The sequence below is a fragment of the Roseomonas sp. CECT 9278 genome (genome assembly GCF_918698155.1).
Classification (GTDB): domain Bacteria; phylum Pseudomonadota; class Alphaproteobacteria; order Acetobacterales; family Acetobacteraceae; genus Neoroseomonas.
The window spans coordinates 111,445-137,075 of the sequence record NZ_CAKKLX010000007.1 but is presented as its reverse complement, the minus strand read 5'-3'; the positions used below and the strand labels follow the sequence as shown (position 1 = coordinate 137,075).

General features: G+C 68.2%; 26 protein-coding genes, 1 tRNA gene and 2 pseudogenes. 25 read left to right on the top strand and 4 right to left on the bottom strand.

The features are described 5' to 3' along the window. Positions 1-2: 2 nt before the first annotated feature. Positions 3-488: a tripartite tricarboxylate transporter TctB family protein gene (locus LQ222_RS07130; RefSeq protein WP_230165424.1), complete on the bottom strand. Its 486-nt coding sequence runs from the start codon at positions 486-488 to the stop codon at positions 3-5. Positions 489-917: 429 nt separating this feature from the next. On the opposite strand from LQ222_RS07130, the gene LQ222_RS07125 reads away from it, so the two are divergent. From LQ222_RS07125 to LQ222_RS07095, 7 genes are all read left to right on the top strand, one after another. Next, entirely contained in the window at positions 918-2,546 is a 1,629-nt protein-coding gene (locus LQ222_RS07125; protein ID WP_230165423.1) for a thiamine pyrophosphate-requiring protein, read from the top strand. A gap of 58 nt (positions 2,547-2,604) precedes the next feature. After that, complete coding sequence (locus LQ222_RS07120; protein WP_230165422.1) at positions 2,605-3,651, top strand: ABC transporter ATP-binding protein; 1,047 nt, start codon at positions 2,605-2,607, stop codon at positions 3,649-3,651. A 36-nt stretch (positions 3,652-3,687) separates the two neighbouring features. Next, positions 3,688-5,019, top strand: coding sequence for an ABC transporter substrate-binding protein (locus LQ222_RS07115; RefSeq protein ID WP_230165420.1), 1,332 nt, complete (start codon positions 3,688-3,690; stop codon positions 5,017-5,019). A 59-nt stretch (positions 5,020-5,078) separates the two neighbouring features. After that, positions 5,079-6,035, top strand: a complete 957-nt coding sequence (locus LQ222_RS07110; RefSeq protein ID WP_230165419.1) for a carbohydrate ABC transporter permease — start codon at positions 5,079-5,081, stop codon at positions 6,033-6,035. Between the two features lie 10 nt (positions 6,036-6,045). Beyond that, on the top strand, positions 6,046-6,945 hold the full coding sequence (locus LQ222_RS07105) for a carbohydrate ABC transporter permease (RefSeq protein ID WP_230165417.1): 900 nt from the start codon (positions 6,046-6,048) through the stop codon (positions 6,943-6,945). Between the two features lie 28 nt (positions 6,946-6,973). Continuing rightward, on the top strand, positions 6,974-8,017 hold the full coding sequence (locus tag LQ222_RS07100; RefSeq protein ID WP_230165415.1) for a C-terminal binding protein: 1,044 nt from the start codon (positions 6,974-6,976) through the stop codon (positions 8,015-8,017). Positions 8,018-8,148: 131 nt separating this feature from the next. Next, positions 8,149-8,562: a DUF3830 family protein gene (locus LQ222_RS07095; protein WP_230165414.1), complete on the top strand. Its 414-nt coding sequence runs from the start codon at positions 8,149-8,151 to the stop codon at positions 8,560-8,562. A 13-nt stretch (positions 8,563-8,575) separates the two neighbouring features. Here the strand turns inward: LQ222_RS07095 and LQ222_RS07090 are convergent. Further along, a tRNA-Gln gene (locus tag LQ222_RS07090) sits at positions 8,576-8,649 on the bottom strand. A gap of 89 nt (positions 8,650-8,738) precedes the next feature. Between LQ222_RS07090 and LQ222_RS07085 the strand changes: the two genes are divergently transcribed. From LQ222_RS07085 to LQ222_RS07035, 11 genes are all read left to right on the top strand, one after another. Beyond that, on the top strand, positions 8,739-9,266 hold the full coding sequence (locus LQ222_RS07085) for a hypothetical protein (protein WP_230165412.1): 528 nt from the start codon (positions 8,739-8,741) through the stop codon (positions 9,264-9,266). Between the two features lie 92 nt (positions 9,267-9,358). Next, the gene (locus tag LQ222_RS07080; RefSeq protein WP_230165410.1) at positions 9,359-10,414 is read left to right on the top strand and encodes a Ppx/GppA phosphatase family protein; all 1,056 of its coding nucleotides are present in this window, start codon (positions 9,359-9,361) and stop codon (positions 10,412-10,414) included. Positions 10,415-10,470: 56 nt separating this feature from the next. Beyond that, on the top strand, positions 10,471-11,151 hold the full coding sequence (locus LQ222_RS07075) for an RlmE family RNA methyltransferase (RefSeq protein ID WP_230165409.1): 681 nt from the start codon (positions 10,471-10,473) through the stop codon (positions 11,149-11,151). 348 nt (positions 11,152-11,499) lie between these two features. Then, a complete protein-coding gene (locus LQ222_RS07070) occupies positions 11,500-12,201 on the top strand; it encodes a hypothetical protein (protein ID WP_230165408.1) in 702 nt (233 codons plus the stop codon). A gap of 60 nt (positions 12,202-12,261) precedes the next feature. Next, positions 12,262-13,107: a hypothetical protein gene (locus LQ222_RS07065; protein ID WP_230165407.1), complete on the top strand. Its 846-nt coding sequence runs from the start codon at positions 12,262-12,264 to the stop codon at positions 13,105-13,107. A 212-nt stretch (positions 13,108-13,319) separates the two neighbouring features. Further along, positions 13,320-13,559 carry a type II toxin-antitoxin system ParD family antitoxin gene (locus LQ222_RS07060; RefSeq protein WP_230165406.1) on the top strand — a complete coding sequence of 80 codons (240 nt, stop codon included), beginning with the start codon at positions 13,320-13,322 and terminating at the stop codon, positions 13,557-13,559. Beyond that, the gene (locus LQ222_RS07055; protein WP_230165405.1) at positions 13,556-13,903 is read left to right on the top strand and encodes a type II toxin-antitoxin system RelE/ParE family toxin; all 348 of its coding nucleotides are present in this window, start codon (positions 13,556-13,558) and stop codon (positions 13,901-13,903) included. The genes LQ222_RS07060 and LQ222_RS07055 overlap by 4 nt, the downstream gene beginning before the upstream one ends. Before the next feature lie 150 nt (positions 13,904-14,053). Continuing rightward, the gene (guaB, locus tag LQ222_RS07050) at positions 14,054-15,559 is read left to right on the top strand and encodes an IMP dehydrogenase (protein WP_230165404.1); all 1,506 of its coding nucleotides are present in this window, start codon (positions 14,054-14,056) and stop codon (positions 15,557-15,559) included. Positions 15,560-15,715: 156 nt separating this feature from the next. Next, the gene (locus tag LQ222_RS07045) at positions 15,716-16,393 is read left to right on the top strand and encodes a haloacid dehalogenase type II (protein WP_230165403.1); all 678 of its coding nucleotides are present in this window, start codon (positions 15,716-15,718) and stop codon (positions 16,391-16,393) included. Beyond that, positions 16,390-17,733 carry an RsmB/NOP family class I SAM-dependent RNA methyltransferase gene (locus tag LQ222_RS07040; protein WP_230165401.1) on the top strand — a complete coding sequence of 448 codons (1,344 nt, stop codon included), beginning with the start codon at positions 16,390-16,392 and terminating at the stop codon, positions 17,731-17,733. Before LQ222_RS07045 ends, LQ222_RS07040 begins: the two co-directional genes overlap by 4 nt. Next, a complete protein-coding gene (locus LQ222_RS07035) occupies positions 17,730-18,287 on the top strand; it encodes a GNAT family N-acetyltransferase (RefSeq protein WP_230165399.1) in 558 nt (185 codons plus the stop codon). The genes LQ222_RS07040 and LQ222_RS07035 overlap by 4 nt, the downstream gene beginning before the upstream one ends. 21 nt (positions 18,288-18,308) lie before the next feature. On the opposite strand, the gene LQ222_RS07030 is transcribed toward LQ222_RS07035, so the two are convergent. Beyond that, a complete protein-coding gene (locus LQ222_RS07030; protein WP_230165398.1) occupies positions 18,309-18,491 on the bottom strand; it encodes a DUF3309 domain-containing protein in 183 nt (60 codons plus the stop codon). 97 nt (positions 18,492-18,588) lie between these two features. On the opposite strand from LQ222_RS07030, the gene guaA reads away from it, so the two are divergent. From guaA to LQ222_RS07005, 5 genes and pseudogenes are all read left to right on the top strand, one after another. Continuing rightward, positions 18,589-20,169, top strand: coding sequence for a glutamine-hydrolyzing GMP synthase (gene guaA / locus LQ222_RS07025; protein WP_230165397.1), 1,581 nt, complete (start codon positions 18,589-18,591; stop codon positions 20,167-20,169). Positions 20,170-20,486: 317 nt separating this feature from the next. Continuing rightward, positions 20,487-21,242, top strand: a pseudogene (locus LQ222_RS07020) (tyrosine-type recombinase/integrase); the annotation flags it as partial. A 51-nt stretch (positions 21,243-21,293) separates the two neighbouring features. Next, entirely contained in the window at positions 21,294-22,211 is a 918-nt protein-coding gene (locus LQ222_RS07015) for an IS1595 family transposase (RefSeq protein ID WP_230165395.1), read from the top strand. Continuing rightward, the gene (gene dinD, locus LQ222_RS07010; RefSeq protein WP_230165394.1) at positions 22,208-23,167 is read left to right on the top strand and encodes a DNA damage-inducible protein D; all 960 of its coding nucleotides are present in this window, start codon (positions 22,208-22,210) and stop codon (positions 23,165-23,167) included. The genes LQ222_RS07015 and dinD overlap by 4 nt, the downstream gene beginning before the upstream one ends. A 20-nt stretch (positions 23,168-23,187) precedes the next feature. Then, positions 23,188-23,733, top strand: a pseudogene (locus LQ222_RS07005) (tyrosine-type recombinase/integrase); the annotation flags it as partial. On the opposite strand, the gene LQ222_RS07000 reads toward LQ222_RS07005, so the two are convergent. Then, positions 23,699-23,977, bottom strand: coding sequence for an AlpA family transcriptional regulator (locus LQ222_RS07000; protein ID WP_230165393.1), 279 nt, complete (start codon positions 23,975-23,977; stop codon positions 23,699-23,701). The pseudogene LQ222_RS07005 and the gene LQ222_RS07000 sit on opposite strands and share 35 nt — an antisense overlap. 233 nt (positions 23,978-24,210) lie before the next feature. Between LQ222_RS07000 and LQ222_RS06995 the strand changes: the two genes are divergently transcribed. Then, on the top strand, positions 24,211-25,179 hold the full coding sequence (locus tag LQ222_RS06995; protein ID WP_230165391.1) for an ArdC family protein: 969 nt from the start codon (positions 24,211-24,213) through the stop codon (positions 25,177-25,179). Then, positions 25,176-25,592 carry a hypothetical protein gene (locus LQ222_RS06990; protein WP_230165389.1) on the top strand — a complete coding sequence of 139 codons (417 nt, stop codon included), beginning with the start codon at positions 25,176-25,178 and terminating at the stop codon, positions 25,590-25,592. Before LQ222_RS06995 ends, LQ222_RS06990 begins: the two co-directional genes overlap by 4 nt. Positions 25,593-25,631 lie beyond the last annotated feature (39 nt).

The window sequence follows — 25,631 nt, the reverse complement described above, 5'->3', positions numbered from 1 at the left end:
GATCACCACGGCGCCGCCAGCAGGCCTTCGGGCAAGGGCACCCGCAGCAGCTTGTAGAACACCAGGTGGATCACGGGCGGCGCGCAGACCGCGACGCCGATCGCCAGCCGCCAGGACGCGCCGAGCGCCAGCGTGGCGACCAGCACCATGGCCGCGCCGGTCAGCAGGAAGCCGAGCGGTTCGACTGCGACGACATAGAACAGCAGCAGGGCCGGCGGCAGCAGCGCGGCCAGCGTGCCGTAGCGCCCGAGGCGTCCGGCCAGGCCGGGCAGGGCCTCGGTGGCGTCGTCCTCCGGCGCCTCGAACGACCGGCCGATGCCCAGCGCGATCAGCGCGCCGCACAGCACCAGGCCGCCGCCGATCACCATGGGAAACACTGCCGGCCCGACATCCTGCCCCGGCACGCCGGGCAGGCGCGACCCGCCCCAGAAGGCCAGCGCGCCCAGCAGCACCAGGAACCCGCCCGTGATCCGGTCCGACAGATGCATGCGCCGCTTCTCCCCCTGCGCGGACGTTGCCGCGGGCGCGACGCTAGACCATTCCGGGCGGGCTTGGCACCAGCCCCGCGCCATCGCGGATGCCGGCGTCGGGCGCGCGGTCGCGCTGCCGGCGTGGCGCGACCATGGTCGCGGCCCGGGGTGTGCGCTGGCGGCGGTGGCGGCGCAGCGGCTGGGCGACGCCGCTGCGGCTGCCAACCGGCGGCAGCGGGCGGAGCGCGGCGCATGGGCGCAGGCGCGGCAGTGGCTGAAGCGGCAGTGGCTGAACCAGGCGCTGCGCGCCGCGCCCGAGCGCGCGCGACACCTGACGCCTTGCGGGCGTCAAGTCGCAAGCGGGGGGTTGCCCGCGCCGCGTCGCGGTGTCTAGGCTGCTATAGCAAGCCGGGCCTCGTGAATGCCGGCGAATGAGGAAACGGCACGATGAAGCTTGGCGCGGCCATCGCCGAGATCATGAAGCGTGAGGGAATCCAGATCCTCACGGGCTATCCGGTGAACCACCTGATCGAATACGCCGCCGAGATCGACATCCGCCCGATCATGGTGCGCCAGGAACGCATCGGGCTGCACATGGCCGATGCGATCAGCCGCGTGACCTCGGGGCGCATCATCGGCGCCTTCTGCATGCAGCATGGGCCGGGTTCCGAGAACGCCTATGGCGGCGTGGCGCAGTGCTACGGGGAGAGCATTCCCGTGCTGGTGCTGCCGATGGGCTATCCGCGGCGGCTCGCGCATATCGACCCGAACTTCAATTCATCCGTGCAGATGCGCGGCATCACGAAATCCGCCGAACCGATCATGTCGGCGGCCGAGGTGCCGAACATCCTGCGCCGCGCGTTCAGCAAGCTGCGCAACGGCCGCGGCGGTCCCGTGCTGGTCGAGATCCCGACCGACATGTGGAACGAGGAAGTGCCCGAGCCGCTGGCCTATACGCCGGTGATCGCCACGCGCTACGGGCCGGACCCGTCCGACGTGGCGCGCGCGGCGGAGATGCTGGCGAAGGCCAAGCGTCCCGTCATCTATGCCGGCACCGGCGTGCATTGGGCGCGCGCCTGGCCGCAGTTGAAGGCGCTGGCGGAACTGCTCGCCGCGCCGGTGACATCCAGCCTGGGCGGCAAGTCGTCCTTCCCGGAGGATCATCCGCTGGCGCTCGGGTCGGGTGGCCTCGCGATCCCGAAGCCGGTGCGGCATTTCCTCGACAATGCCGACCTTATTTTCGGCATCGGCTGCTCCTTCACCGAGACCAATTTCGGCGTGAAGATGCCGGCGGGGAAGACAATCATCCACGCCACGCTGGACCCCGACCACCTCAACAAGGATGTGGTCTGCGAGGTCGGGCTGGTGGGCGATGCCGCGCTCACGCTCGATGCGCTGCTGGCGGACCTCGCGGGGCGGGTGAAGGCGCCGCGCGACCACGCGCCGGTCGCCGCCGAGATCGCGCAGCACCGCGCGGAATGGCTCGCCGCCTGGGCGCCCAAGACCGACAGCGACGCCGAGCCGCTCAACCCGTACCGCGTGCTGCGCGACCTGTGGCGCACGGTCGATGTGGACAACACCATCATCACGCATGATGCGGGGTCGCCGCGCGACCAGCTCTCGCCGTTCTGGGTGGCGCGCACGCCGCTGTCGTACCTGGGCTGGGGCAAGACCACGCAGCTCGGCTATGGGCTGGGCCTCGCGATGGGGGCGAAGCTCGCCGCCCCCGACAAGCTCTGCATCAACGTCTGGGGCGATGCGGCGATCGGCTTCACGGGCATGGATTTCGAGACCGCGGTGCGCGAGCGCATCCCGATCCTGTCGATCCTGCTGAACAACTTCTCCATGGCGATCGAGCTGAAGGTCATGCCGGTCAGTACGGAAAAGTATCGCTCGACCGACATTTCGGGCGACTATGCCGCGATGGCGCGCGCCTTCGGCGGCTATGGCGAGCGCGTGACCAGGATCGCGGACATCATCCCCGCCATCCGGCGCGGCATCGAGCAGACACGCAATGGGACCCCGGCGCTGCTGGAGTTCATCACGTCCAAGGAAACTTCCGTCTCGCGCCTGTAGCGCGTAGCACGGCCAGGAGGCGGGACGCATAACCCGCCCGCGACGAAGGGGAGGCTGAATGGCGACGGTCGACATCCGCGACGTGCGGAAGAATTTCGGCACCACGAAGATCCTGCACGGGGTCTCCGTCGCGATCGAGGATGGGCAGTTCGTCGTGCTGGTCGGCCCGTCGGGCTGCGGCAAGTCCACGCTGCTGCGCATGCTGGCGGGGCTCGAGAACATCACCGGCGGGGACATTTCCATCGGCGGGCGGGTGGTCAACAACGTCCCGCCCAAGGACCGGGACATCGCCATGGTGTTCCAGAACTACGCGCTCTATCCGCACATGACCGTGTTCCAGAACATGGCGTTTTCCATGAAGCTCGCCGGCGCGCCGCGCGAGCACATGGAGAGCGAGGTGCAGAAGGCGGCAAAGATCCTGGGCCTCGGCGAATTGCTGCATCGCTTTCCGCGGCAGCTCTCGGGCGGGCAGCGCCAGCGTGTGGCGATGGGCCGCGCCATCGTGCGCAACCCGCAGGTGTTCCTGTTCGACGAGCCGCTGTCGAACCTCGATGCCAAGCTGCGCGTGCAGATGCGCTCCGAAATCAAGGAACTGCACCAGCGCCTCAAGGTCACGACCGTCTATGTCACGCACGACCAGATCGAGGCGATGACCATGGCCGACCTGATCGTGGTGATGAACCATGGCCGCATCGAGCAGGCCGGCGCGCCGCTCGAACTGTACGACCGGCCGGCCAACCTGTTCGTCGCCGGCTTCATCGGATCGCCCGCGATGAACATGATCGACGGGCGGATCGAGGGCGGCGCCTTCCACGGGCCCGGCGGCGTGGCCTGGCCGCTGCCGCCTGGCGCGCCCGCTTCGGGCGACGTGATCTACGGCATCCGCCCCGAGCACCTGCGCCTTGATCCCGATGGGCTCGAGGGCGTGGTGAACGTGGTGGAGCCGACCGGGTCCGAGACGCAGGTCGTGATGCATGTGGGGGGTGCGCATCTGCTCGGCGCCTTCCGCGAACGCATCCTGACCCGCCACGGGGAGGTGCTGCGCGTCAGCCCCGACCCGGCGCTGATCCATCTGTTCGACAAGGCCACCGGGCAGCGCCTCTAGCTGACCCGGGCCATCAACAAGGGAGAGGGAACGACCATGGCGAACATCATCACGCGGCGCAGCATCCTGGGCGCAGGCGCGGCGCTGGCCGCGGGCGGCAATGCCCTGGCGCAGTCGGCGGTGCAGGTGGCCTCCGGCGTCGCCGCGCCGAACCTGCCGATCGAAAGCGGCGCCACGCTGCGCATGCTGCGCCCGGTGCGCTTCGTGGCGCCGGACGAGGAAGTGTTCCGCGCCAACTGCGCGCGCTTCACGCAGCAGACCGGCGTGCAGGTGCGCGTGGACTTCGTGGGCTGGGAGGACATCAACCAGCAGACCGCGGTCACCGCGAATACCGGTGCCGGGCCCGACGTGATCGTGGGCTTCGGCGATGCGCCGCACATCTACGCCGGCAAGCTGGTCGAACTGAGCGACATCGCGGAATACCTCGGCCGCAAGTATGGCGGCTGGATGTTCGCCGCGGACAAGCTGGGCAAGCGGCACGGCAGCAACAACTGGATCGGGCTGCCCTTCGGCGGCACGGCGGGGCCGTTGGTGTGGCGCAAGTCGGCGGTCAACCAGGTGGGCTTCCAGACGCCGCCGAACGACCTGCCGGGCTTCCTGGACCTGTGCCGCAAGCTGCGCCAGGCGGGCAAGCCGGCCGGCTTCGCGCTGGGCAATGCGGTGGGCGACGGCAACGGCTTCGCCAACTGGCTGATGTGGTCGCACGGCGCGTCCATCACCGACGAGGCCGGCGGCGTGGCGGTGAACAGCCCGCAGACGCTCGCCGCGCTGAACTACCTGAAGGAACTGTACCCGACCTTCGTCGATGGCGGGACCATCTCGTGGGGCGACATCTCGAACAACCAGGCCTATGCGGCGAACAACTGCTGGCTGACGTCGAATGGCGTGTCGCTGTATTTCGCGCTGAAGAACGACCCGGCGACGCGGCCGATCGCCGATGATACGGAACACTCCTTCCTGCCCTTCGGCGCCGCGCCGTCCTGGCCCTCGGCGCCGCTCACGCTCAATGCCATGCTGTTCCGCCATTCGCGCTTCCCGAATGCGGCGAAGGCGCTGCTGGCCTTCCTGATGGAGCAGCCGCAATACGAACCCTGGCTGAACGCCAACCTCGGCTATTGGGCGCAGCCGCTGAACGCCTATCGCGATGCGGGCGTCTGGGGCAGCGATCCGAAGATCGCGATCTTCCGCGACACCATGAACAACCGCTTCTGGAACGGCTACAAGGGGCCGATCTCCGAGGCCTCCGGCCAGGCCAATGCGGAATACGTGCTGGTGCAGATGTTCGCCTCGGTCGCCGCCGGCCAGGCGACGCCCGAAGCGGCGATGCGCGAGGCCGAACGCCGCGCGCGGCGCATCTTCCGCCGCTGACGTGACTGCGACCGGCGGCGCCGCGCAGGCGCCGCCGATTGCCCCAGGAGGGATCGCCGATGTCCGCCGTCGCCGAAGACAAGGTCTGGGTCCGCCAGGCAAAGGCGCAATCCGCGCTGTCGAAGCTGTTCGACTGGAAGCCCTTCCTGGTCGCGATGTGCATGCTGCCGGCACTCGGCCTGCTGTTCGTCTTCCTGACCTACCCTCTCGGCCTGGGCATCTGGCTCGCCTTCACCGACACCACGATCGGGCGATCCGGGCGCTGGGTCGGGCTCGAGAATTTCGAATACATGCTGGAAGACCCGATCTGGTGGAACGCGGTCTTCTTCAGCGTGTTCTACACGGGTGTCGCCACCATCGGGAAATTCGGCCTGGGGCTGTGGCTGGCGCTGCTGCTGAACAACCACCTGCCGTTCAAGTCGATGCTGCGCGCGATCATCCTGCTGCCCTGGATCGTGCCGACGGTGCTGACCGCGATCGCCTTCTGGTGGATCTACAACCCGCAATTCTCGATCATATCGTGGATCTTCATCGAACTCGGGCTGCGGACCACCAATATCGACTTCATCAACACCGCCTGGCCGGCGCGCTGGTCGCTGATCGGCGCCAATATCTGGCGCGGCATTCCCTTCGTGGCGATCTCGCTGCTGGCGGGGCTGCAGACCATCTCGCCCAGCCTGTACGAGGCTGCGCTGCTGGATGGCTCCACCGGCTGGCAGCGCTTCCGCTACATCACCTTCCCGATGCTGCTGCCGATCCTGGCGATCGTGATGACCTTCAGCATCATCTTCACCTTCACCGACTTCCAGCTGGTCTATGCCATCACGCGCGGCGGGCCGGTGAACTCGACGCACCTGTTGGCGACGCTGGCCTTCCAGCGCGGCATCCCTGGCGGGCAATTGGGGGAGGGTGCCGCGATCGCGGTGTCGATGATCCCCTTCCTGGTGTTCGCGACGCTGTTTTCCTACTTCGCCCTGGCGCGCCGGAAGTGGCAGCAGGGCGAGTCGAACGACTGAGGGGCCGGCCATGAGCGCGACCACCGAACCGCAGCAGACCAACGCCGCCACCGCCCAGCCCGAGACCATGACCTGGGACAGCAAGACCCGGCGCATGGTCACGATCTACGTGCCGCTGGCATGCTTCCTGATCATCCTGTTGTTCCCGTTCTATTGGATGACGATCACGGCCTTCAAGCCAAACGCCGAGCTTTACGACTACAACACGCACAACCCGTTCTGGATCACCTCGCCGACGCTCGATCATATCCGGCTGCTGCTGTTCGGCACCGCCTATCCGCGCTGGCTGATGACGACCATGATCGTGTCGGTCTGCGCCACTGTCCTGTCGCTGCTGTCCTCCACGCTCGCGGCCTATGCGATCCAGCGGCTGCGCTACAAGGGCAGCCAGTATGTGGGCCTGGCGATCTACCTGGCCTACCTGGTGCCACCGTCGATCCTGTTCATCCCGCTGGCCACCATGGTGTTCCAGCTCGGCCTGTTCGACAGCCCGCTGGCGCTGATCCTGGTCTATCCGACCTTCCTGATCCCGTTCTGCACCTGGCTGCTGATCGGCTACTTCAAGTCGATCCCGTTCGAGCTGGAGGAATGCGCGCTGATCGATGGCGCGACGCGCCTGCAGATCCTGTGGCAGATCACGCTGCCGCTGGCGGTGCCGGGGCTGATCAGCGCGGGCATCTTCTCCTTCACGCTGTCCTGGAACGAGTTCATCTACGCGCTCGCCTTCATCCAGAGCAGCGAGAACAAGACCGTCCCGGTCGCGATCCTCACCGAGCTGGTGACCGGCGACGTCTACCAGTGGGGCGCGCTGATGGCGGGCTCGCTGCTGGGCTCGCTTCCGGTCGCGATCTTCTATTCGTTTTTCGTGGACTACTACGTCTCCTCCCTCACCGGCGCGGTGAAGGAATAGGGGCGTCCGCACATCAGGAGAGAGAGTCTTGGCGAAGTACACCATCCTCACGCCCGCGGGCGCGTCGTTCACCACGCAGGGCGGCGGCTACGACCACGAGATGGAGGCGCTGGAAGGCACCGGCGCCGAGATCGTGGAATGCCCCGCCACTGAAGCCGGCTTCATCGAAGCCGCGCCCACCGCGGATGCCGTCTATGCCAAGGGCATGAAGTTCACCGCGGCGATGATCAACGCGCTGACCAGGTGCCGCCACATCGCGCTCGGCACGGTGGGCGTGGACTACGTGGATGTCGCGGCCGCCACCGCGAAGGGCATCCCGGTCACCAACTGCCCCGACACCTTCATCGAGGAAGTCGCCGACCACGCGATGATGCTGCTGCTGGCCGCCCACCGCCGCTGCATCGAGCAGGACCGCATGGTGCGCGAGGGCCGCTGGTCCGAAGGCCGCCCGCAGCTGCTGCAGATCCCGCGCCTGATGGGCCAGACGCTCGGCTTCATCGGCTTCGGCCGCGTCGCCCGCGCCACCGCGCGCCGCGCCCGCGCCTTCGGCCTGCACATGAAGGCCTTCGACCCGTATGTGGAGGAGCTGACTCTCTCCGCCCTCGGCGTCGAACCGGCATCGCTGTCCGAAGTGCTGTCCACGTCGGACTTCGTCTCGATGCACCTGCCCGACACGCCCGAGACGCGCGGCTTCCTCAAGGAACACCACTTCCGCCAGATGAAGAAGACCGCGATCTTCGTCACCACCGGCCGCGGGCCGACGGTGAACGAGGCCGCGCTGATCCGCGCGCTGGAAGAAAAGTGGATCGCCGGCGCCGGCCTCGATGTCTTCGAGGTCGAACCCACGCGCCAGGACAACCCGCTGCACCGGATGCCGCACATCATCCTGTCGCCGCACAACGCCTCGGCGTCGTCGCGCTTCGATCCCGCACGCAAGCGGCGCGTCGGGCAGGAACTGGCTCTGACCATGCAGGGGAAGTGGCCGATGTCCTGCGTGAACCCGACCGTGCTGGAGAAATCCACGCTGCGGCGCTGGCAGCCGTATTCGATGGAACGCGGGCCGAACTCGTAAGGCGCAGGGGCGCCGCCCCTCCGGACCACCCCGCCAAGGGCCGAAAGGCCCTTGGATCCCGTCACCTGGCGTCTTGCGCGAAGCCACACCGTCGCCTAACCGCGGACGGCACCACGCACGAAAGGCGCATCATGGCCGACGTTATCATCGACATCGCGGGCGAGATCTTCGAAGCCACCTACGAGACCAAGGACGCGCCCAAGACCGTCGCACGCTTCCGCGACTTCATCCCCTACAGCAACCGCATCATCCATGTGCGCTGGTCCGGCGAGGCCTGCTGGATTCCCATGGGCGACTACGACCTGGGCCTGTCCTTCGAGAACGCCACGTCGCACCCCGCGCCCGGCCACGTCATCGTCTATCCGGGCGGGGTCAGCGAGACCGAGATCCTGATCGCCTACGGCCCGACGGCCTTCGCCTCCAAGGCCGGTCCGCTCGCGGGCAACCACGTGCTGACCATCACGGGCGGTCTGGATCGCCTCGCGGTGATCGGGCGCTCGGTGCTGTGGGATGGCGCGAAGCCGATCACGTTCCGGCCCGCGTAAGACCGCGGGAGCTTGGCTGGGGGACCTGGATTCGAACCAAGAATGCCCGAGTCAGAGTCGGGAGTTTTACCGTTAAACTATCCCCCAAGCGGGACCGGCACTGGCCGGGGGCGCGCATGTAGCACCGCTGCCCGACCTCGGCAATATTGCCCGTGACGAACCCCGGAGACCCACACATGTCGCTGCCGCGCACGGCGTTCCTCCTCGCCGCCCTGGCCGCCGCCGCGCCCGCCCTGGCGCAGGAGGCCAACATCGCCACGCTCACCTGCGCCGAAGCCATGGCCGAGGGCGCCGCCCTGCCGGGGATGCACCTTCCCGCCGCTCTGGCCGGCGCCATCGCCCTGCGGGCCGGGCGGACCGAGGTCAATCTCGGCCTCGGCCCGGCCCTGCGCGAACCGCTGCGCGAGGCCTGCCCGCAACCAGCCAATGCCCAGCGCACCCTGATCGACCTGGCCGCCGCCGTGCCGGCACCCGCGGATGGCCCCACCATCGACCTGGCCACGCTGACCTGTGCCGCCCTCGCCCCGCGCTGGCGGCAGGAGGCCCGGGCGATCGTGCCGGCGATCGTCGTCTTCCTCGCCGGGCCTGGCGGGCGCATCTCCCGCGCCGCCTTCGACCGGGTCGGCGAGGGCCTGCCCCGCCAATGCCGCGACCCCGCGAATGCCGACCGGCGCGTGCTGGAACTGGCCGCCGCCCTGCCGTGACCGCCCGGGCGGGTGGAAACACCTTGCCCGCCGGCCCACATCCCGGGAACACTTCCTGATCGACCGGCGGTCCCGCCGGTCCGGACCCCGAGATGACCGAGCACGCGCCCCACGCCCCCGCCACCGCCCCGCCCGAGACGGCGGCGCCGGCGGTGCTGCGCGCGGAACACGGGCCGCCGCCCTTCGCGGCGCTGGACCTCGGCACCAACAATTGCCGGCTGCTGATGGCCGCGCCCACCTCGAACGGCTTCCGCGTGGTCGATTCCTTCAGCCGCATCGTGCGGCTGGGGGAGGGGCTGGCGAATACCGGGCGGCTGGGTGAACTGCCCATGGAACGCGCCGCGGCCGCGCTGCGGGCCTGCGCCGACAAGCTCGCGCGGCGGCCGGTGCGGCGGCTGGAAGCGGTGGCGACCGAGGCCTGCCGCCGTGCCGAGAATGGCGCCGCCTTCCTGTCCCGCATCACCGCCGAGACCGGGCTGCGCCTGCGCGTCATCTCGCCGCGCGAGGAAGCCGAACTGGCGATGGAATCCTGCGCGCCGCTGCTCGAGCCCGGCGACCGGCGCGCGCTGCTGTTCGACATCGGCGGCGGATCGACCGAGATCGCCTGGATCCGCGTGACCGCCGAGGGCTCGCCGGAACTCATCGGCTATGTCTCGCTGCCGCTTGGCGTGGTCACGCTGGCCGAGCGCGCCGGCAAGTCCTGCTTCACCGAACACGGCTTCTTCGAAGTGGTGGACGAGGTCGCGGCACACCTGGCGCGCTTCGACCAGGTGCATCGGATCGGGCAGGAAATCCGCGCCGGCGGGGTGCGGCTGATGGGAACCTCGGGCACTGTCACCACGCTGGCGGGGGTGGCGATGGCGCTGCCGCGCTACCGGCGGCCGCTGGTGGATGGCAAGACCTTGGATTGCGAGGCGGCGGACCTCGCCCTGGGCGATCTGTTCGCGCTGGGGCGGGAAGGCCTGGCGCAGCACCCCTGCGTGGGGCCGGAGCGGGTGGAATTCGTGCTGCCGGGCTGCGCGGTCTATGCCGCGATCCGCCGGGTCTGGCCGACGCCGCGGCTGACCGTGGCCGACCGCGGGCTGCGCGAGGGGATGCTGACGCGGATGATACGCGCGGAGCGCGCGCTGCGGCGCAAGGCGCGCTAGACAGGCGTGCCGGCCGGCGGGATGCGAGCGCCGGCGCGCGCTGGGGATATGTGAACATGGCGAAGCAACCGCCCGGCGGCCGGGGCATGTCCACGCGGCTCAAGACCGCCGAGGGCCGGTCCAGCGCGTCGCAGCGCTGGCTGACGCGGCAATTGAACGACCCCTATGTGAAGGCGGCGAAGGCGCGCGGGCTGCGATCGCGCGCCGCGTTCAAGCTGCTGGAGATGGATGAGAAGCTGCACCTGCTCAAGCCGGGGATGCGGGTGGTGGACCTCGGTGCCGCGCCGGGCGGGTGGACGCAGGTGGCGGTGCAGGCGGTCGGGCCGCGCGGCCAGGTGGTCGCGATCGACATCCTGCCGATGGACCCTGTGGCGGGGGCCACCGTGCTGCTGGGCGACTTCCAGGAGGCCGAGGCGGAGGCGCGCGTGATCGCGGCGATGGGCGGGCGGGCGGACCTGGTGCTGTCGGACATGGCGCCGAACACCACGGGGCATACCTCGACCGACCATCTGCGGATCATGGGGCTGGCGGAGATCGCGCTGGATTTCGCGCGGCGCGTGCTGGCGCCGGGCGGGGCGTTTGCGGCGAAGGTGCTGCAGGGCGGGACGGAGGCGGAGATGCTGGCGGTGCTGAAGCGCGACTTCGCCGGCGTGAAGCACGTGAAGCCGCCGGCGAGCCGGAAGGACAGCGCGGAGATGTATGTGGTGGGGGTCGGGTTCCGGGGGGTGGGGCTTTAGGGTTTTAGGACTTTAGGCGGGCGCAGAGGCGCGTTGCTTTCGGACAAATTCCCCAGGGCCGAGCGGGCGGGGTGCCTGGGGGAGCGGATGGGGGTCGGGTCAAAGAGCGGGTTGGGCACTGATCTAAGGTTTTTTTCCTAACACGATTGGCGCTGGAAAGTCCAGGGTTTGGTGCCGGGCGGTGCCAAGAAGATGTCAAAAGCCCGGCGTCGATCGCGCGGAGGTTGTGGTGTACAAGATGCCCAGGTTTCCTGGAGCGGGGATGCTGTCGATCCTCCTGCTTCGCCCTTCGTGGCTGTGCCTTGCGCGCCGTTGGGGCGACGCACTGGCGTCCCGTAGGCGCGGGCCATGAAGGTTACGGAGCGCCTGGCAGTCCCACGCCGCTTGCTGGGCGCCTTCGCGATGGCGGCCTTTGGCGGCGTTGGGTCGCTTTCAGCGCGTCGAGCCGATGCACAGATCATGGGGGCGCCCGGACCCCTTGTGCTGTGGCTCGATGGCGTGCGGCACATCAGCGTCAGTGCCCGGGTCCAGGTACAGGATGCCGGTGACCGGGGCTGGCACGGATTGCGACCAGAGATCGTCAGCGGCGATCCGCCACAGGCCCGGGCCGATGGATTGATCCGCAACGATCTGGCTGGCGATTTCTCTCGCCCGTCCGTGATCGACCAACGCGCCAGGGCGCTGGGTCAAACCTTGCTTTCGGTGCCGCGTTCACCGTCAAGCATACGCTCGGCACCCCGTCCCGTGCCTTTGCCGTTCGACGTCCTCCTCCCGCGAGCCGAGCGCGACAATGCCCTGCGCATCGAGATCCAATTCTACATTCGCGACATCAGCCAGGATCTGATCGTGCCTCCGCCGGCCCGGGTCGCGACGGTGCTGCTCACCGAGGTAATCCTCTACCGGCGACACAGCCAGACACCGCCCCTGTGGCCCAGCGGCCCTTCGGTGTCGGTCGAAACCGTCGTCCGTTCTGGCGCAACTGCATGGATGTTCGAGAAGCTCGACGCGGCCGTGACGCGGGTACTGGAGCCCTGGACGACAAATTGGTGATGCGCTTCTGCAATGTCTTGGCAGGGAGTAGAGCATGCCGCCGACTGAAATTTCACAGCCATGCAGGTGATGTCGCAACAAGGTCGGGGACTGGTCTGGCGGTTGGTCCTGATGCTGGGCGTGCTGCTGGGCGTGGGCCTGGCGGCCGGGTCGGCGCGGGCCGAGGCGGCGCGGGCGTGGGAACGCCTGCCGGATGGGCGGGTGGTGATCGAGATTTACGGGCACCGGTTTGCGTTCCCGCCGGACATGCCGGTGGGGCGAGTGCAGTTCATGCATGGCTACCGGCGGGACCCGATCCAGCCTTTGAAGACAGTTGCCCGGTCCGCCTCGCTGGCAGACGTGGTCGCCGATCGTGCTGCGGCGGAGCTCTGGTGGGCCGGGCCGTTCAGCGATCGCCCCGTGTCCATCTTCGTTCAGGGAACTGGGGCCGAGTCATGGTTCTACGACGGTCCTGCATCGTCGGGTCGGGTATCGAGACCAGAAGTACTGTTCGCCCTCGAAGTATATAGAGACAGGGCTCGCACGCACTGCAACAGCCAGGAATTCGAGAGCGGACGCCGATACTGCGCCACCATGTTGGACCGCTCTCGCAACGTGGCAGCAGCAGATGCAAGCGGATTCGTGGTAGATCGACGAGATCCGGGCATCAGATATTTTTGGTTCACCGACCAGGAGCAGCGCTCGCAACCCGGCGATCCCACGTATATCAGAATAAATTCGTGGCCAAGTACATTTGAATACCGCAATGGAGCGGGAGATAGGGAGGGGTATTTTCTATTTCCTGGTGTTGTTCTTCGATATAGATACATTACCAGAAAGGAAAATCAGGTAGATATACGCCAGATCGATGATCTGTTTCGCGCAACGGCCGCACGATTCTATCTCGGTGAAGCCGAGAGACGCTGACCCGCGGAGTCCGGCGTATCGGGCAAAGCCAAGCGAGTCTTGCTCACTCGTCGTGGTACCGGCACTGCATCAGGTCGACCCGATGGTACCCGGCCTGCGGCCCCTTCAGCGGTTTCGGCTTGCCGAACCCCGTGACGGGATCGTCGCGGACAGGCCGCAGCGCAGGCCAAAAAACCTTGCCAAATTTTGCCAAGCCCGCTAGGTCCGACCGCATGACCACCATGAACGTCTCCCTGCCGGACGCGCTCAAGGCCTTCGTGGACGACCAGGTCACCGCGCGCGGCTACGGCACCAGCAGCGAGTACATCCGCGACCTCATCCGCAAGGACCAGGATCGTGAACGCCTGCGCGGCCTGTTGCTCGATGGCGCCGCCTCGCCGCCGACGGCGCCGGCGGATGCCGCCTATTTCGACGCGCTGCGCGACGGCCTGCGCCAACCGAAGCGGGCGTGACCGACAAGCCGGTCATCCTGCGCGAGGCTGCCCGGCAGGACATCGACCAGGCGATTGCTTATCATGCCGCAGAGGCCGGCAATTCGGTCGCGCTGGCCTTCATCGATGCGCTGGAGCGGGCTTTCCGGCGGATGGCGCGGCATCCGGCCGCCGGCTCGCCGCGGTATGCCGACGAGTTGCGCCTGGACGGGCTGCGCGCCTGGCCGCTGCGGCGCCATCCGTACCTTGTGTTCTACCGCGCGGGAGCGGACCACCTGGATGTCTGGCGGGTGCTGCATGCCCAGCGTGACATCCCGGCCTGGATGCAGGACCCCGGGCGCCCTGAGGACGTGGGTGCTTCCTGACCGCCCGGCGCTCCCGCCCAACGCCCCAAAGAAGGGAGGGGGATTCGGGGGAGGTTCTCCTCCCCCGACCTTTCTTGTTTCCTTCCCTTGCCCCGCCCCCCCCACACGACTAAGGAGGGCCGCCAAGGTACGGACACCGAAAGGTCCCCCATGGCCCCCGACACCACCCCCCCTTCGTCGCGCAGCGGCCTCAGCCGGATCGAGGAGGCCTATGCCTTCGACGACGTGCTGCTGGTGCCGGCCTATTCCACCGTGCTGCCCTCCCAGACCGACACGCGCACGCGCGTCACGCGGGAGATCACGCTGAACATCCCGCTGATCGCGGCCGCGATGGACACGGTGACCGAGGCGAACATGGCGATCGCCATGGCGCAGGCGGGCGGGCTTGGCGTGATCCACAAGAACCTGTCCCCCGAGGACCAGGCCGCGCAGGTGCGCCAGGTCAAGAAGTACGAATCGGGCATGGTGGTGAACCCGCTGACCGTGCATCCGGACCAGACGCTGGCCGAGGTGCGTGCCCTGCAGGACCGCCACCGCATCAGCGGCATCCCGGTGGTCGAGCGTGGGTCGGGCCGGCTGGTCGGCATCATCACCAACCGCGACGTGCGCTTCGCCACCGACCCGAACCTGCGGGTCTATGAGCTGATGACGCGGGAAAACCTCATCACCACCGGCCCCGAGGTCACGCCCGACCAGGCCCGCGCCCTGCTGCACAAGCACCGGATCGAGAAGCTGCTGGTGGTGGACGATGCCTTCCGTTGCGTCGGCCTGGTCACCGTGAAGGACATGGACAAGGCGCACGCCAACCCCAATGCCGTGAAGGACGCGATGGGCCGGCTGCGCGTCGCGGCCGCCACCGGGGTCGGCGAGGACGGGCTGAAGCGCGCCGAGTTGCTGGTGGCCGCCGAGGTCGATGTGGTGGTGGTGGACACCGCCCATGGCCACTCCCACGGCGTGATGGAGGCGGTCGAGCGCATCAAGCGCCTGTCGAACCACGTGCAGGTCGTGGCCGGCAATATCGCGACACCCGAGGGCGCTCTGGCGCTGATCGACGCCGGCGCCGATGCGGTCAAGGTCGGCATCGGGCCGGGCAGCATCTGCACCACGCGCATCGTGGCCGGCGTGGGCGTGCCGCAGCTGACCGCGGTGATGGAGAGCGCCGCCGCGGCGCGCGAACGCGGCGTGCCGGCGATTGCCGATGGCGGCATCCGCACCTCGGGGGACCTGGCCAAGGCGCTCGCCGCCGGCGCCGATTGCGCGATGATGGGCAGCGTCTTCGCCGGCACCGACGAAGCCCCCGGCGAGGTCTTCCTGTACCAGGGGCGGTCCTACAAATCCTATCGCGGCATGGGCTCGCTGGGGGCGATGGCGCGCGGTTCGGCCGACCGCTACTTCCAGGCCGAGGTGCAGGACAGCCTGAAGCTGGTGCCGGAAGGCGTGGAAGGGCGCGTCGGCTACAAGGGACCGGTGGGGGCGGTGCTGCACCAGATGGTGGGCGGGCTGCGCGCGGCGATGGGCTATACCGGCTGCGCGACCATCCCGGACCTGCAATCCAATGCGCGCTTCCGCCGCATCACCGGCGCCGGCCTGCGCGAAAGCCATGTGCATGACGTGGCGGTGACGCGCGAGGCACCGAACTACCGCGCCGAGGGGTAGGGCGCCACCGCGCCGGGATCGATCACGACCCTTGGCGCGGCGCGGGCATCCGGTTCATCCTGGCCGCGCAGTCTTTCGCGCGCAGCCGCCACACCAACCCTGCGCGCATGCCGGCCGGCCCTTCGGTCGGCCGGGATCACGCCGGGGAACCACGCCATGTCCGCGCCGGAAGCGGTCATCTTCGATGCCTATGGGACGCTGCTCGACATCAATGCCGCGATGGCCGCGCAGGCCGCGCGGCTTGGCCCGCGCTGGGAGGCGCTGTCGGCCGAATGGCGGGCGAAGCAGCTCGAATACACCTGGGTGCGGAGCCTGACCGGCGCCGCCCATCACGAGGATTTCTGGTTGTGCACGCGTGATGCGCTCGATTTCGTCTTCGCCCGCCATGGCATCGCCGACCGCGCCCTGGCGGTTGACCTGATGCAGGCCTATCGCACCCTGCCGCCCTATCCCGAGGTTCCCGCGATGCTGCAGGGGCTGCGCGAACAGGGCATCGGCACCGCCATCCTGTCCAACGGCACGCCGGGGATGCTGGCGGATGCGCTGGAGGCGGCCGGGATCGCGCCGCTGGTCGACGAGGTGCTGTCGGTCGAGGAGGTCGGCGTGTTCAAGCCCGACCCGCGGGTCTATCGCCTGGCCACGCGGCAATATGGCTGCCCGCCGGACCGCCTGGTGTTCGTGTCGGCCAATGCCTGGGACGCGCAGGCGGCGCATGCCTTCAACATGCGCGTGGTGCGCGTGAAGCGGGCCGCGGCGCCGGACGAATACGGGCTCGATGCCGCCGGGGTGCCGGTGCTGCGGGATCTCTCCGGCCTGCAAGACCTGGTCGCGTGACCCCATCGGCACGAGTGGCGGCAGCGATCGCGCTGCTGGGCACGCTGGAGGAGCACTGCTTCGCGCCCGGCGCGCGGCGGCGCCCGGCGGATGCGGTGGCGGCGGATTTCTTCCGCGAGCGGCGCTTCATCGGCGGCGGCGACCGGCGCGCGGTGGCGGAACACGCCTGGGGCGTGGTGCGCCAGCGGCTGCGGCTGGAGTGGCACCTGGCGCGGATCGGCATGGCATCGACGCCGCGTCTGCTGCTGCTGGCGCAGATGCTCCTGGCCGGGCAGGGCGACGACCACGGCCGCGCCCGCCAGGCGGTGGAGGCGGTGTTCGACGGCACGCATTACGGCCCGCCGGTGCTCGATGCCGGGGAACGGCGCGCCGCCGCGGCGCTGGCCGGGCGTGCGCTGGTTGACCCGGCCATGCCGGATGGCCCGCGCCTGAACCTGCCCGATTGGGTGCTGCCCGCCTTGCGCCGGCGCTTCGGCGCCGCCCTGGCGGCCGAGGCGGCCGCGCTGGAAGGCGATGCCCCGGTCGACCTGCGCGCCAACCTGCTGAAGGGCGACCGCGGCCGCGCGGCGGCGCTGCTGGCGGCGGAGGGCATCGGCAGCACGCCGACGCGGTTTTCGCCCTGGGGGCTGCGCCTGCCGGCGCGCCGCCCGATCACCGGCAGCGCGGCCTATCGCGAAGGGCTGGTCGAGGTGCAGGACGAGGGCAGCCAGCTGATCGCCCTGCTGGCCGATGCGCGGCCCGGGATGCGCGTGGCGGATTACTGCGCGGGGGCCGCCGGCAAGACGCTGGCGATGGCCGCGACGATGGGCAATCGGGGCCGGATCACCGCCTGCGACACCTCCCCCCCGCGGCTGGAGGGCGCGGCCAAGCGCCTGAAGCGCGCCGGCGTGGACAATGCGGAACGCCACCTGCTGGCGCCCGGGGACCGTTGGGCCAAGCGCCGCGCGGGCAGCTTCGACCGCGTGCTGGTCGATGCGCCCTGCACCGGCACCGGCACCTGGCGGCGCAACCCTGATGCGCGGCTGCGGACGCAGCCGGAGGACCTGGCCGAACTTGTTGCGGTGCAACATGATATTCTCGCCAGGGCCGCAGAATTGGTGCGCCCGGGCGGTCGGTTGATCTACGCTACCTGTTCCCTCCTGCCAGAGGAGAACGAGGAGCAGATGGAACGCTTCCTGGCGCGTGGCGAAGGTCGCTTCGTGCCGGTGCCGATCGATGGTCTGTGGACGGCGCTGGTGCCGGGTGTCGCCGCGCCCTGCGCGGGGCCCTTCCTGTCGTTGTCGCCCGGCGCCCAGGGGACGGACGGCTTCTTCTGCGCGGTGCTGGAGCGCGCGGCGTGATCAGCATCCGCCGCGCGCGGCCCGCCGATGCACCGGCGATCGGGGAGATCCACGCGCAGGTGTGGCGGTCGAGCTATGCCGGCATCCTGCCCGAGGCCTACCTGGCGTCATTGAGCGCGGTGCGGCTGGCGGGCTTCTACCAGCGCGCCATCCTGGACCGGCGCGAGGGGCATGCGGTGTTCGTCGCCGTCGCCGGCGGGGCGGAGGGCGCGTCGGCGGTGGTCGGCTTCGCCTCGGGCGGGCGGTCGCGCCGGCCCGGCATCGCGGATGGCGAGGTCGAGACGCTGTACCTGCTGGAGGATTGGCGCGAACGCGGCGCCGGCCGGCGGCTGATGCGCGCCATGGGGGCGCATCTGCGCGTCATGGGCTGCCGGTCGGCCATGCTGTGGGTGCTGCGCGACAACCCGACGCGGTGGTTCTACAGCCATCTGGGCGGGCGCGAAGCGGCGCGCGAAGGCATCCGCGTGGGCGGCCAGGCGGTCGAGCAATCCGCCTATGTGTGGGACCCGATCGAGGCGCTGCTGGCGGCGACGGCCCCGGCGCAGGATAGGTAGCGCCGCCGCCGGGCCGCGCGGTCAGCGCATCACGGGGCCGGCCGCGAAGCCGCCGCCGAACACCAGGTAGAGCACCAGCACCACCACCAGCAGGCCGAGGATGCCGCCGAAGCCGGTGCCGCCGTAGCGACCCGACCGGTAGCCATAGTACCCGCCGCCGCCGAACATCAGCAGCACGACAATGAGGACGATCAGCGTGGTCATGGCGGTTCTCCAGGATGCCTGGAGTCCAGCGCATGGCCGCGGCGATGGTTGCGTCGCGGCGTCTTGCCCGCCGCGCCGCGGTATGCTTCACGCCGCCATGGCCCACCCCACCGCTTCCTCCCCCCCCCGCCACGACCACATCCTGATCCTCGACTTCGGGAGCCAGGTGACGCAGCTGATCGCGCGCCGCCTGCGCGAATCCGGCGTCTATTGCGAGGTCTGGCCGTTCAACAAGGCGCCGGAGGAGCGCATCCGCGCCTTCGCGCCCAAGGGCATCATCCTGTCCGGCGGCCCGGCCAGCGTGAACGAGGGCGAGAGCCCCCGCGCGCCCGATGCCGTCTTCACGCAGGGCGTCCCGGTCATGGGCATCTGCTACGGGCAGCAGACGCTGGCCGCGCAACTCGGCGGCGTGGTCGAGGGATCCGACCACCGCGAATTCGGCCGCGCCTTCGTGGACGTGACCGGCGAATGCGCCATCACCCAGGGCGTCTGGGCGAAGGGCGCGCGCGAGCAGGTGTGGATGTCGCATGGCGACCGCATCACCGCGCTGCCGCCGGGCTTCCGGTCGGTGGCCTCCAGCGAGGGCGCGCCCTTCTCGGTCATCGCCGATGACGAGCGCCGCTTCTACGGCACGATGTTCCACCCCGAAGTCGTCCATACGCCGCACGGCGCGGCGCTGCTGCGCAACTTCACCCATGGCGTGTGCGGCTGCACCGGCGACTGGACCATGGCGGGCTTCCGGGCCGAGGCGGTGGCGCGCATCCGCGCGCTGGTGGGGTCCGGGCGCGTGGTCTGCGGGCTGTCGGGGGGGGTCGATTCCTCCGTCGCGGCGGTGCTGATCCATGAGGCCATCGGCGACCAGCTCACCTGCATCTACGTGGACCACGGGCTGATGCGGGCGAATGAATCCGCGCAGGTGGTGGCGACCTTCCGCGACCGCTTCAACATCAAGCTGATCCATCGCGACGCGTCCGACCTGTTCCTCGGCCAGCTCTCCGGCGTCACGGACCCGGAGGTGAAGCGCAAGACCATCGGGCGGCTGTTCATCGAGGTCTTCGAGGAGGAGCAGAACAAGCTGGGTGGCGCGGATTTCCTGGCGCAGGGCACGCTGTATCCGGATGTGATCGAAAGCGTCTCCGCCACCGGCGGGCCGAGCGTGACGATCAAGTCGCACCACAATGTCGGCGGGCTGCCCGAGGGCATGCGGATGCAGCTGGTCGAACCGCTGCGCGACCTGTTCAAGGACGAGGTGCGCGCGCTGGGCCGCGAACTGGGCATCCCGGAGGAGATCGTGGGCCGCCACCCCTTCCCGGGGCCTGGCCTGGCCATCCGCATCCCCGGCGAGGTGACGCGGGAGAAGGCGGACCTGCTGCGGAAGGTGGACAGCATCTACCTGGAGGAGATCCGCGCGGCCGGGCTGTATGACGCGATCTGGCAGGCCTTCGCGGTGCTGCTGCCGGTCCGCACGGTGGGCGTGATGGGTGACGGGCGGACCTATGACATGGCTTGCGCGCTGCGCGCGGTGACATCCACCGATGGCATGACGGCGGAGTTCTACCCCTTCGACATGGGGTTCCTGGGGCGCGTGGCGAACCGGATCGTGAACGAGGTGCGCGGCGTGAACCGCGTGACCTATGACATCACGAGCAAGCCGCCGGGGACGATCGAGTGGGAGTGATGCGATAGGTTTCGGCATGGTTCGAGACCTATCGCGCCAACGGCGCTAAGTATCGAAAATTATTGAGATTACCTTGCGATATGCTTCGCGATCTATCGCGCGCAAGCGAGTTGATCTGACGGCATCATTGACGGTATCAACTGGCGGGTAGTGTCGGCGTGTTGAAGCTTGCCCGCCTGGAGATCCATCAAGCTCGATCCAGTTTTTACGGACAAAGCTCGGATTTTATTGATCATTTCAATTGGCTTGACGGTATCGGCTCTGACGGTATGGATGGCCCTGGCGCGGGGCGTATCGTAGTCGCTGAGGAGGATGCCATGCTCACCGATATCGCCATCAAGAGGCTGAAACCAAAAGACAAATCGTACAAGGTTGCCGACCGTGACGGTATGTATGTCGCGGTCCTGCCATCAGGAGCGATCTCGTTCCGCTACGACTATCGGCTGAACGGGCGCCGCGAAACGCTGACCCTCGGCGCCTACGGACCTGGCGGACTGACGCTTGCCGAAGCCCGGGAGCGCTGCCTCGTTGCTCGGAAGACTGTTTCGGCCGGACAGTCGCCCGCCCAGGAGAAGCAGCGCGCGAAGCGCCGCGCAGCAGAAGCACTCACCATCGCGGCCGCCGGAGCGCGCTGGTTCGAGGGCGCACGCATGGCCGACAGTACACGGTCCATGCGCAAGGCGATCTTCGACCGAGATATCCTGCCGTCGTGGAAGAACCGGCTCCTGTCGGAGATCACGCCCGACGACCTGCGCGGGCTCTGCGCCAAAGTGAAGGAGCGCGGCGCGCCCGCGACCGCGATCCATGTTCGCGACATCGTCAAGCAGATCTACGGCCACGCGATCCTGCATGGCGAGAAGATTGCGAACCCGGCCGACGAAGTGGGGCCGGCATCAATCGCCACCTTCGTGCCGAAGGATCGTGCGCTTTCGCCGTTAGAAGTCCGCATTCTGTTCGACCAGATCGAACACGTCGCGACTCTGCCGACCATACGGCTCGGGCTGCGCCTCGTTCTTCTGACCATGGTGCGCAAGAGCGAGCTGCTCGATGCGACCTGGGACGAGGTAGATTTTGGTAGTTATATACATGCTTGACCTAACCGGCTTGGTCGGTTAGAAGGAGGCATGGCCGAATTCCGCACCCTCCTGGAACTCTTCGACGCGATCCCGGATGAGGACGCGGCAATCGCGCACTTCACGTCCGTACGGTGGCGCGGCGGCGCCTTTTGCCCCCACTGCGGCGGCCTCAAGGTCTACACCTTCGCCGACAAGAAGACGCACAAGTGCGCCGCGTGCGGCAGCCGGTTCAGCATCAAGGTCGGCACGATCTTCGAAGACAGCAAGGTTCCGCTTCGGAAGTGGCTGGCGGCGATTTGGCTGCTGACCACGCACAAGAAGGGTGTCGCCAGCACGACCCTCGCCCGGGACATCGGCGTCACGCAGAAGACCGCTTGGTTCATGCTGCACCGGCTGCGGGCCGCTGCTGAAACCAAGTCGTTCAACGGCCCCTTGGGCGGCTCCGGGCCTGTTGAGGCTGACGAAACCTTCGTCGGCGGCAAGGAGAAGAACAAGCACGCCAGCAAGCGCACCGGAGGCACTCAGGGCGGCAAGGGCAAGGCCGTGGTGTTCGGGATGGTGGAACGGGGCGGCGAGCTTCGGGCGATGGTTGTGCCTGACCGCAAGGCCAGCACGGTTCAGGGCATCGTCACTTCCCACGTGGCTCCCGGCGCGACGCTTATGACAGATGAGTTTACAGGCTTCCGGGGCCTCGGCGCTCGCTACACACACCACACCGTCAACCACGCCAAGGGCGAGTATGTTCGGCACTACACCCTGCACACCAACACGATTGAAGGCGCATGGTCCCTGCTGAAGCGGCAGATCGTGGGCATCCATCACTTCGTCTCGGCAAAGCACCTCTCGCGGTATGTGGACGAAGCGACGTGGCGCTATAATCGGCGGGCCGCCGTCGAAGGGACTCGGGTGGACGCCCTGATCGCTGGGGCGGATGGGCGCCTCACCTACAAGGCATTGATCGCATGAGCGACGACGCAGACCGATCCCGCAAGCTCGCCAACATGGCGTTCGGCGAGGCCCTGGAACGCCTTGCGCGCACCAATCCAGCCGAGGTTCGGGCAGCTGAAACCCTTCGGGCGTCCGATGAGACAATCGAGAAGCTGATTGAGGCGTTCGAAGCAGCCGGACAGACTGACGACGACGGCAACGAGTTTTGGTACGCCCGCGATATCCAGACCCTGCTTGGATACACCAAATGGGACAACTTCCTGGGCGTGGTCACCAAGGCACGCGAAGCCTGTCAGCAGGCAGGACACGACTGCGCCGACCATTTTGCCGGCGTCGGGAGAATGGTCGCCATTGGCAGCGGGGCCGAGCGGGAGATCGATGACATCGTTCTAAGCCGATACGCCTGCTATCTCATCGCTCAGAACGGCGACAGCAAGAAGCGACCCGTTGCCTTCGCGCAGACCTATTTCGCTATCCAGACTCGACGCCAAGAGATCGCCGACCAAGAGGCCCAAGAATACCGCCCATTGTCCGAAGAGGAGAGGCGCATCCTCCTTCGGGACGAGATCAAGGTTCACAACAAGAACTTGGCCAGCGCGGCCCGGAATGCTGGCGTGCGCGAGGGCATGGACTTCGCGATATTTCAAACGGAGGGCTACAAGGGCCTATATGGCGGGCTCGACGTGCCGGGCATCAGGCGCAGAAAGGGCCTGACGCCTCGGCAGGCCATTCTCGACCACATGGGCAGCACGGAACTGGCGGCAAACCTGTTTCGCGCGACGCAGACGGAAGACAAGCTTCGGAGGGAAGGCATCAAGGGGCGAGATGCGGCCAATCGCGCCCATTACCTAGTCGGCGCCAAGGTACGCCAGACCATCAAGGACATTGGCGGCGTGATGCCTGAGAGCCTTCCGGCGGCCGAAGACGTGAAGCTGGTCGGGCGGCGCCTAAAGAAGGGGTTACCCAAGCCGTAAGGTGCGGCAAGGTCATACACGTATATAGGCACCTAGATTTTGAGAACGCTGTCTGGACTATTCCGAAGGAGCGCATGAAGCGCTCGCGCGCGCACAACGTCTATCTCGCGCGACAGGCACTCGACATCATGGTCGCGCTGAAAACCTGCGCTGGCAATTCACCCTATGTGTTGCCCTCTCGCTATGAGGCCGACCAGCCGATGTCCCGTGCGACCTTCAATCGCGTCATCTACGCGGTTGTCGGGCGTGCGAAGACCAGCGGGCTGCCGTTGGGCGCCTTCACGGTGCACGACCTGCGGCGCACTGGCGCGACGTTGCTGAACGAGCTCGGCTTCAACAGCGACTGGATCGAGAAAAGCCTTGCCCATGAGGACAATCGATCATCGCGCGGTGTCTACAACAAGGCGGAGTATGAGCCGCAGCGTCGACACATGCTCCAGGAGTGGGCGGACATGATCGACGCATGGTGCAGCGGACAGAAGCGGGTGCCCACGCTCTATCCGCCGGCGATGCAGCTTGGGCCCACAGACGTCATGCCTTCACAGGCCGTGTCCGCCGCATCCTGACATCGGGTATTGGCGCGCGCATTGATGCGCCACGGTCAGTGCCGTGCCGCCGCTCCGCGAGCCATGCTGCGATTTCTGCGTAATCCCAAGCCACGCAACGCGGCGTCAGATGGAAGCGTCGTGGAAACTCGCCCCTCTGCTCCAGCTCGTAGATCGTCGTGTCCGATAGTGGGACGAGATCCCGAAGCTCGTGCCGTCGAAGGGTTCGGCGAAGAGCGGGGAAGCTGCGCTGATTCTCGGACATGTGCCGCTCCGTGACGATCGCTATCGCCATGCAGCGGCATCTATCGAGCAGAGAAAAGCCGAGATTGAACGCCGTAGTGCCGCGTCGCGTCGCTGCGTGCAAATCGGATGGTGATCCGCTGGCAACGCAAACGTCTGACCGCGCCGAAGAGTGTGAGAGTTTGGCGGCTATCGCCGTGACGGGTTTCGGGGCCGAGAGAGAGGCTCGAGGCCGGCCCGTCATGGAGAACCACCATGACCCGCTCCGCGACACGGCCGGCCCCGAGCGGCCGAGCCTCGGGTGACCGCGCGAACCTCTACGACGAGATCACCGACAGGATCATCGCCGAGCTCGAGGCCGGGCGCTTGCCCTGGGTGCAGCCCTGGGGAACCTCCGGTGTCGCCGCACCAATCGCGCTGCCGAAGAACGCCGTGACCAGTCGACGCTACTCCGGGATTAACGTGCTGATCCTCTGGGGCGCCGTCGTCGAGCGCGGCTACGCCGGCCAGAGCTGGCTCACCTTTCGCCAGGCGCTCGCGTTGGGCGGCAGCGTGCGCAAGGGCGAGCGCGGCACGACCGTCGTCTACGCCGACCGCTTCATCCCCGGCGAGGAGCGGCAGCGCGCGCAGGAGACGGGCACGGACGCCCGCGCGATCCACTTCCTCAAGCGCTTCACCGTCTTCAATGTCGAGCAGTGCGACGGCCTGCCGCCCGAGCTCGCCGCGACGGCGCCGCCTGCGGATACCTCGCTCATCGAGCCGCGGGTCCAGGCGCTGATCGCTACCTCCGGCGCCGACCTTCGCATCGGTGGGGAGCGCGCGTACTACGACGTGCTAGGCGACTTCATCCGCGTGCCGCCGCCGCAGGCCTATTTCCAGCCGATCGACTGGCACCGGACCGCGCTGCATGAGCTCGGCCACTGGACGGGGCAATCATCTCGCCTCGGCCGCGAGATCGCCAACAGCTTCGGCTCGAAGAAGTACGCGCAGGAGGAGCTGGTCGCCGAGATGACCGCAGCCTTCACGTGCGCCGCGCTCGGCATCGTGCCGACGGTGCGGCACGCCGACTATGTCGGCTCCTGGCTGGAAGTGCTGCGCGAGGACAATCGCGCGATCGTCCGCGCGGCGAGCGCGGCATCGAAGGGGGCGGACTACCTGCTCGCCTTCGCGCCCGAGACCGAAGCGGTCAACGCCGACGCGGACGCGGCAGAGGTGGTATCGTGACCCGCGGGCGCAACGCCACTGCCCCGCTCATCCTGCCAGAGGCGGAGGAGCGCTACGGCCACTACATCCGCGAAGCACTGACCACGGAGGGGGGCCACCTCGCTATCGGCCGCGGCGGCTTCACCCTGTACTTCGCCCGCGGCGCATTTCTCAGCGGGCATGACTACGAGACCATCAAGACGGCCTGCATCGCCGCTGGCCTGCCGGTGATCGACAGCCGCGCTCTCCCCTTCGAGGTCGTCTGCGATCTCGCGGTACGCGGCCCAATGGTGGCGGTCGGTGAGCCCGCAAGCGCACCGCCTTGGGGTGCCTTCTCCTACGCGCCGCTCGCGGCTATCGCGGATGCCTATCGCGCGGCCGGCGCGGAGGTGTGGAACCTGCCTCCCGTCGTAATGGCGGCGCGGAGAGAGTGAGAGGGCCGAGGCGGTCTTCGTGACGGGTTGAAGGTCAGG

Bases quoted from the DNA above. Each gene is read 5' to 3' on its own strand.
- LQ222_RS07130 (WP_230165424.1), bottom strand. From the start codon at position 488: ATGCATCTGTCGGACCGGATCACGGGCGGGTTCCTGGTGCTGCTGGGC.
- LQ222_RS07125 (WP_230165423.1), top strand. From the start codon at position 918: ATGAAGCTTGGCGCGGCCATCGCCGAGATCATGAAGCGTGAGGGAATC.
- LQ222_RS07120 (WP_230165422.1), top strand. From the start codon at position 2,605: ATGGCGACGGTCGACATCCGCGACGTGCGGAAGAATTTCGGCACCACG.
- LQ222_RS07115 (WP_230165420.1), top strand. From the start codon at position 3,688: ATGGCGAACATCATCACGCGGCGCAGCATCCTGGGCGCAGGCGCGGCG.
- LQ222_RS07110 (WP_230165419.1), top strand. From the start codon at position 5,079: ATGTCCGCCGTCGCCGAAGACAAGGTCTGGGTCCGCCAGGCAAAGGCG.
- LQ222_RS07105 (WP_230165417.1), top strand. From the start codon at position 6,046: ATGAGCGCGACCACCGAACCGCAGCAGACCAACGCCGCCACCGCCCAG.
- LQ222_RS07095 (WP_230165414.1), top strand. From the start codon at position 8,149: ATGGCCGACGTTATCATCGACATCGCGGGCGAGATCTTCGAAGCCACC.
- LQ222_RS07085 (WP_230165412.1), top strand. From the start codon at position 8,739: ATGTCGCTGCCGCGCACGGCGTTCCTCCTCGCCGCCCTGGCCGCCGCC.
- LQ222_RS07080 (WP_230165410.1), top strand. From the start codon at position 9,359: ATGACCGAGCACGCGCCCCACGCCCCCGCCACCGCCCCGCCCGAGACG.
- LQ222_RS07075 (WP_230165409.1), top strand. From the start codon at position 10,471: ATGGCGAAGCAACCGCCCGGCGGCCGGGGCATGTCCACGCGGCTCAAG.
- LQ222_RS07070 (WP_230165408.1), top strand. From the start codon at position 11,500: ATGAAGGTTACGGAGCGCCTGGCAGTCCCACGCCGCTTGCTGGGCGCC.
- LQ222_RS07065 (WP_230165407.1), top strand. From the start codon at position 12,262: ATGCAGGTGATGTCGCAACAAGGTCGGGGACTGGTCTGGCGGTTGGTC.
- LQ222_RS07060 (WP_230165406.1), top strand. From the start codon at position 13,320: ATGACCACCATGAACGTCTCCCTGCCGGACGCGCTCAAGGCCTTCGTG.
- guaB (WP_230165404.1), top strand. From the start codon at position 14,054: ATGGCCCCCGACACCACCCCCCCTTCGTCGCGCAGCGGCCTCAGCCGG.
- LQ222_RS07045 (WP_230165403.1), top strand. From the start codon at position 15,716: ATGTCCGCGCCGGAAGCGGTCATCTTCGATGCCTATGGGACGCTGCTC.
- LQ222_RS07030 (WP_230165398.1), bottom strand. From the start codon at position 18,491: ATGACCACGCTGATCGTCCTCATTGTCGTGCTGCTGATGTTCGGCGGC.
- guaA (WP_230165397.1), top strand. From the start codon at position 18,589: ATGGCCCACCCCACCGCTTCCTCCCCCCCCCGCCACGACCACATCCTG.
- LQ222_RS07015 (WP_230165395.1), top strand. From the start codon at position 21,294: ATGGCCGAATTCCGCACCCTCCTGGAACTCTTCGACGCGATCCCGGAT.
- dinD (WP_230165394.1), top strand. From the start codon at position 22,208: ATGAGCGACGACGCAGACCGATCCCGCAAGCTCGCCAACATGGCGTTC.
- LQ222_RS07000 (WP_230165393.1), bottom strand. From the start codon at position 23,977: ATGTCCGAGAATCAGCGCAGCTTCCCCGCTCTTCGCCGAACCCTTCGA.
- LQ222_RS06995 (WP_230165391.1), top strand. From the start codon at position 24,211: ATGACCCGCTCCGCGACACGGCCGGCCCCGAGCGGCCGAGCCTCGGGT.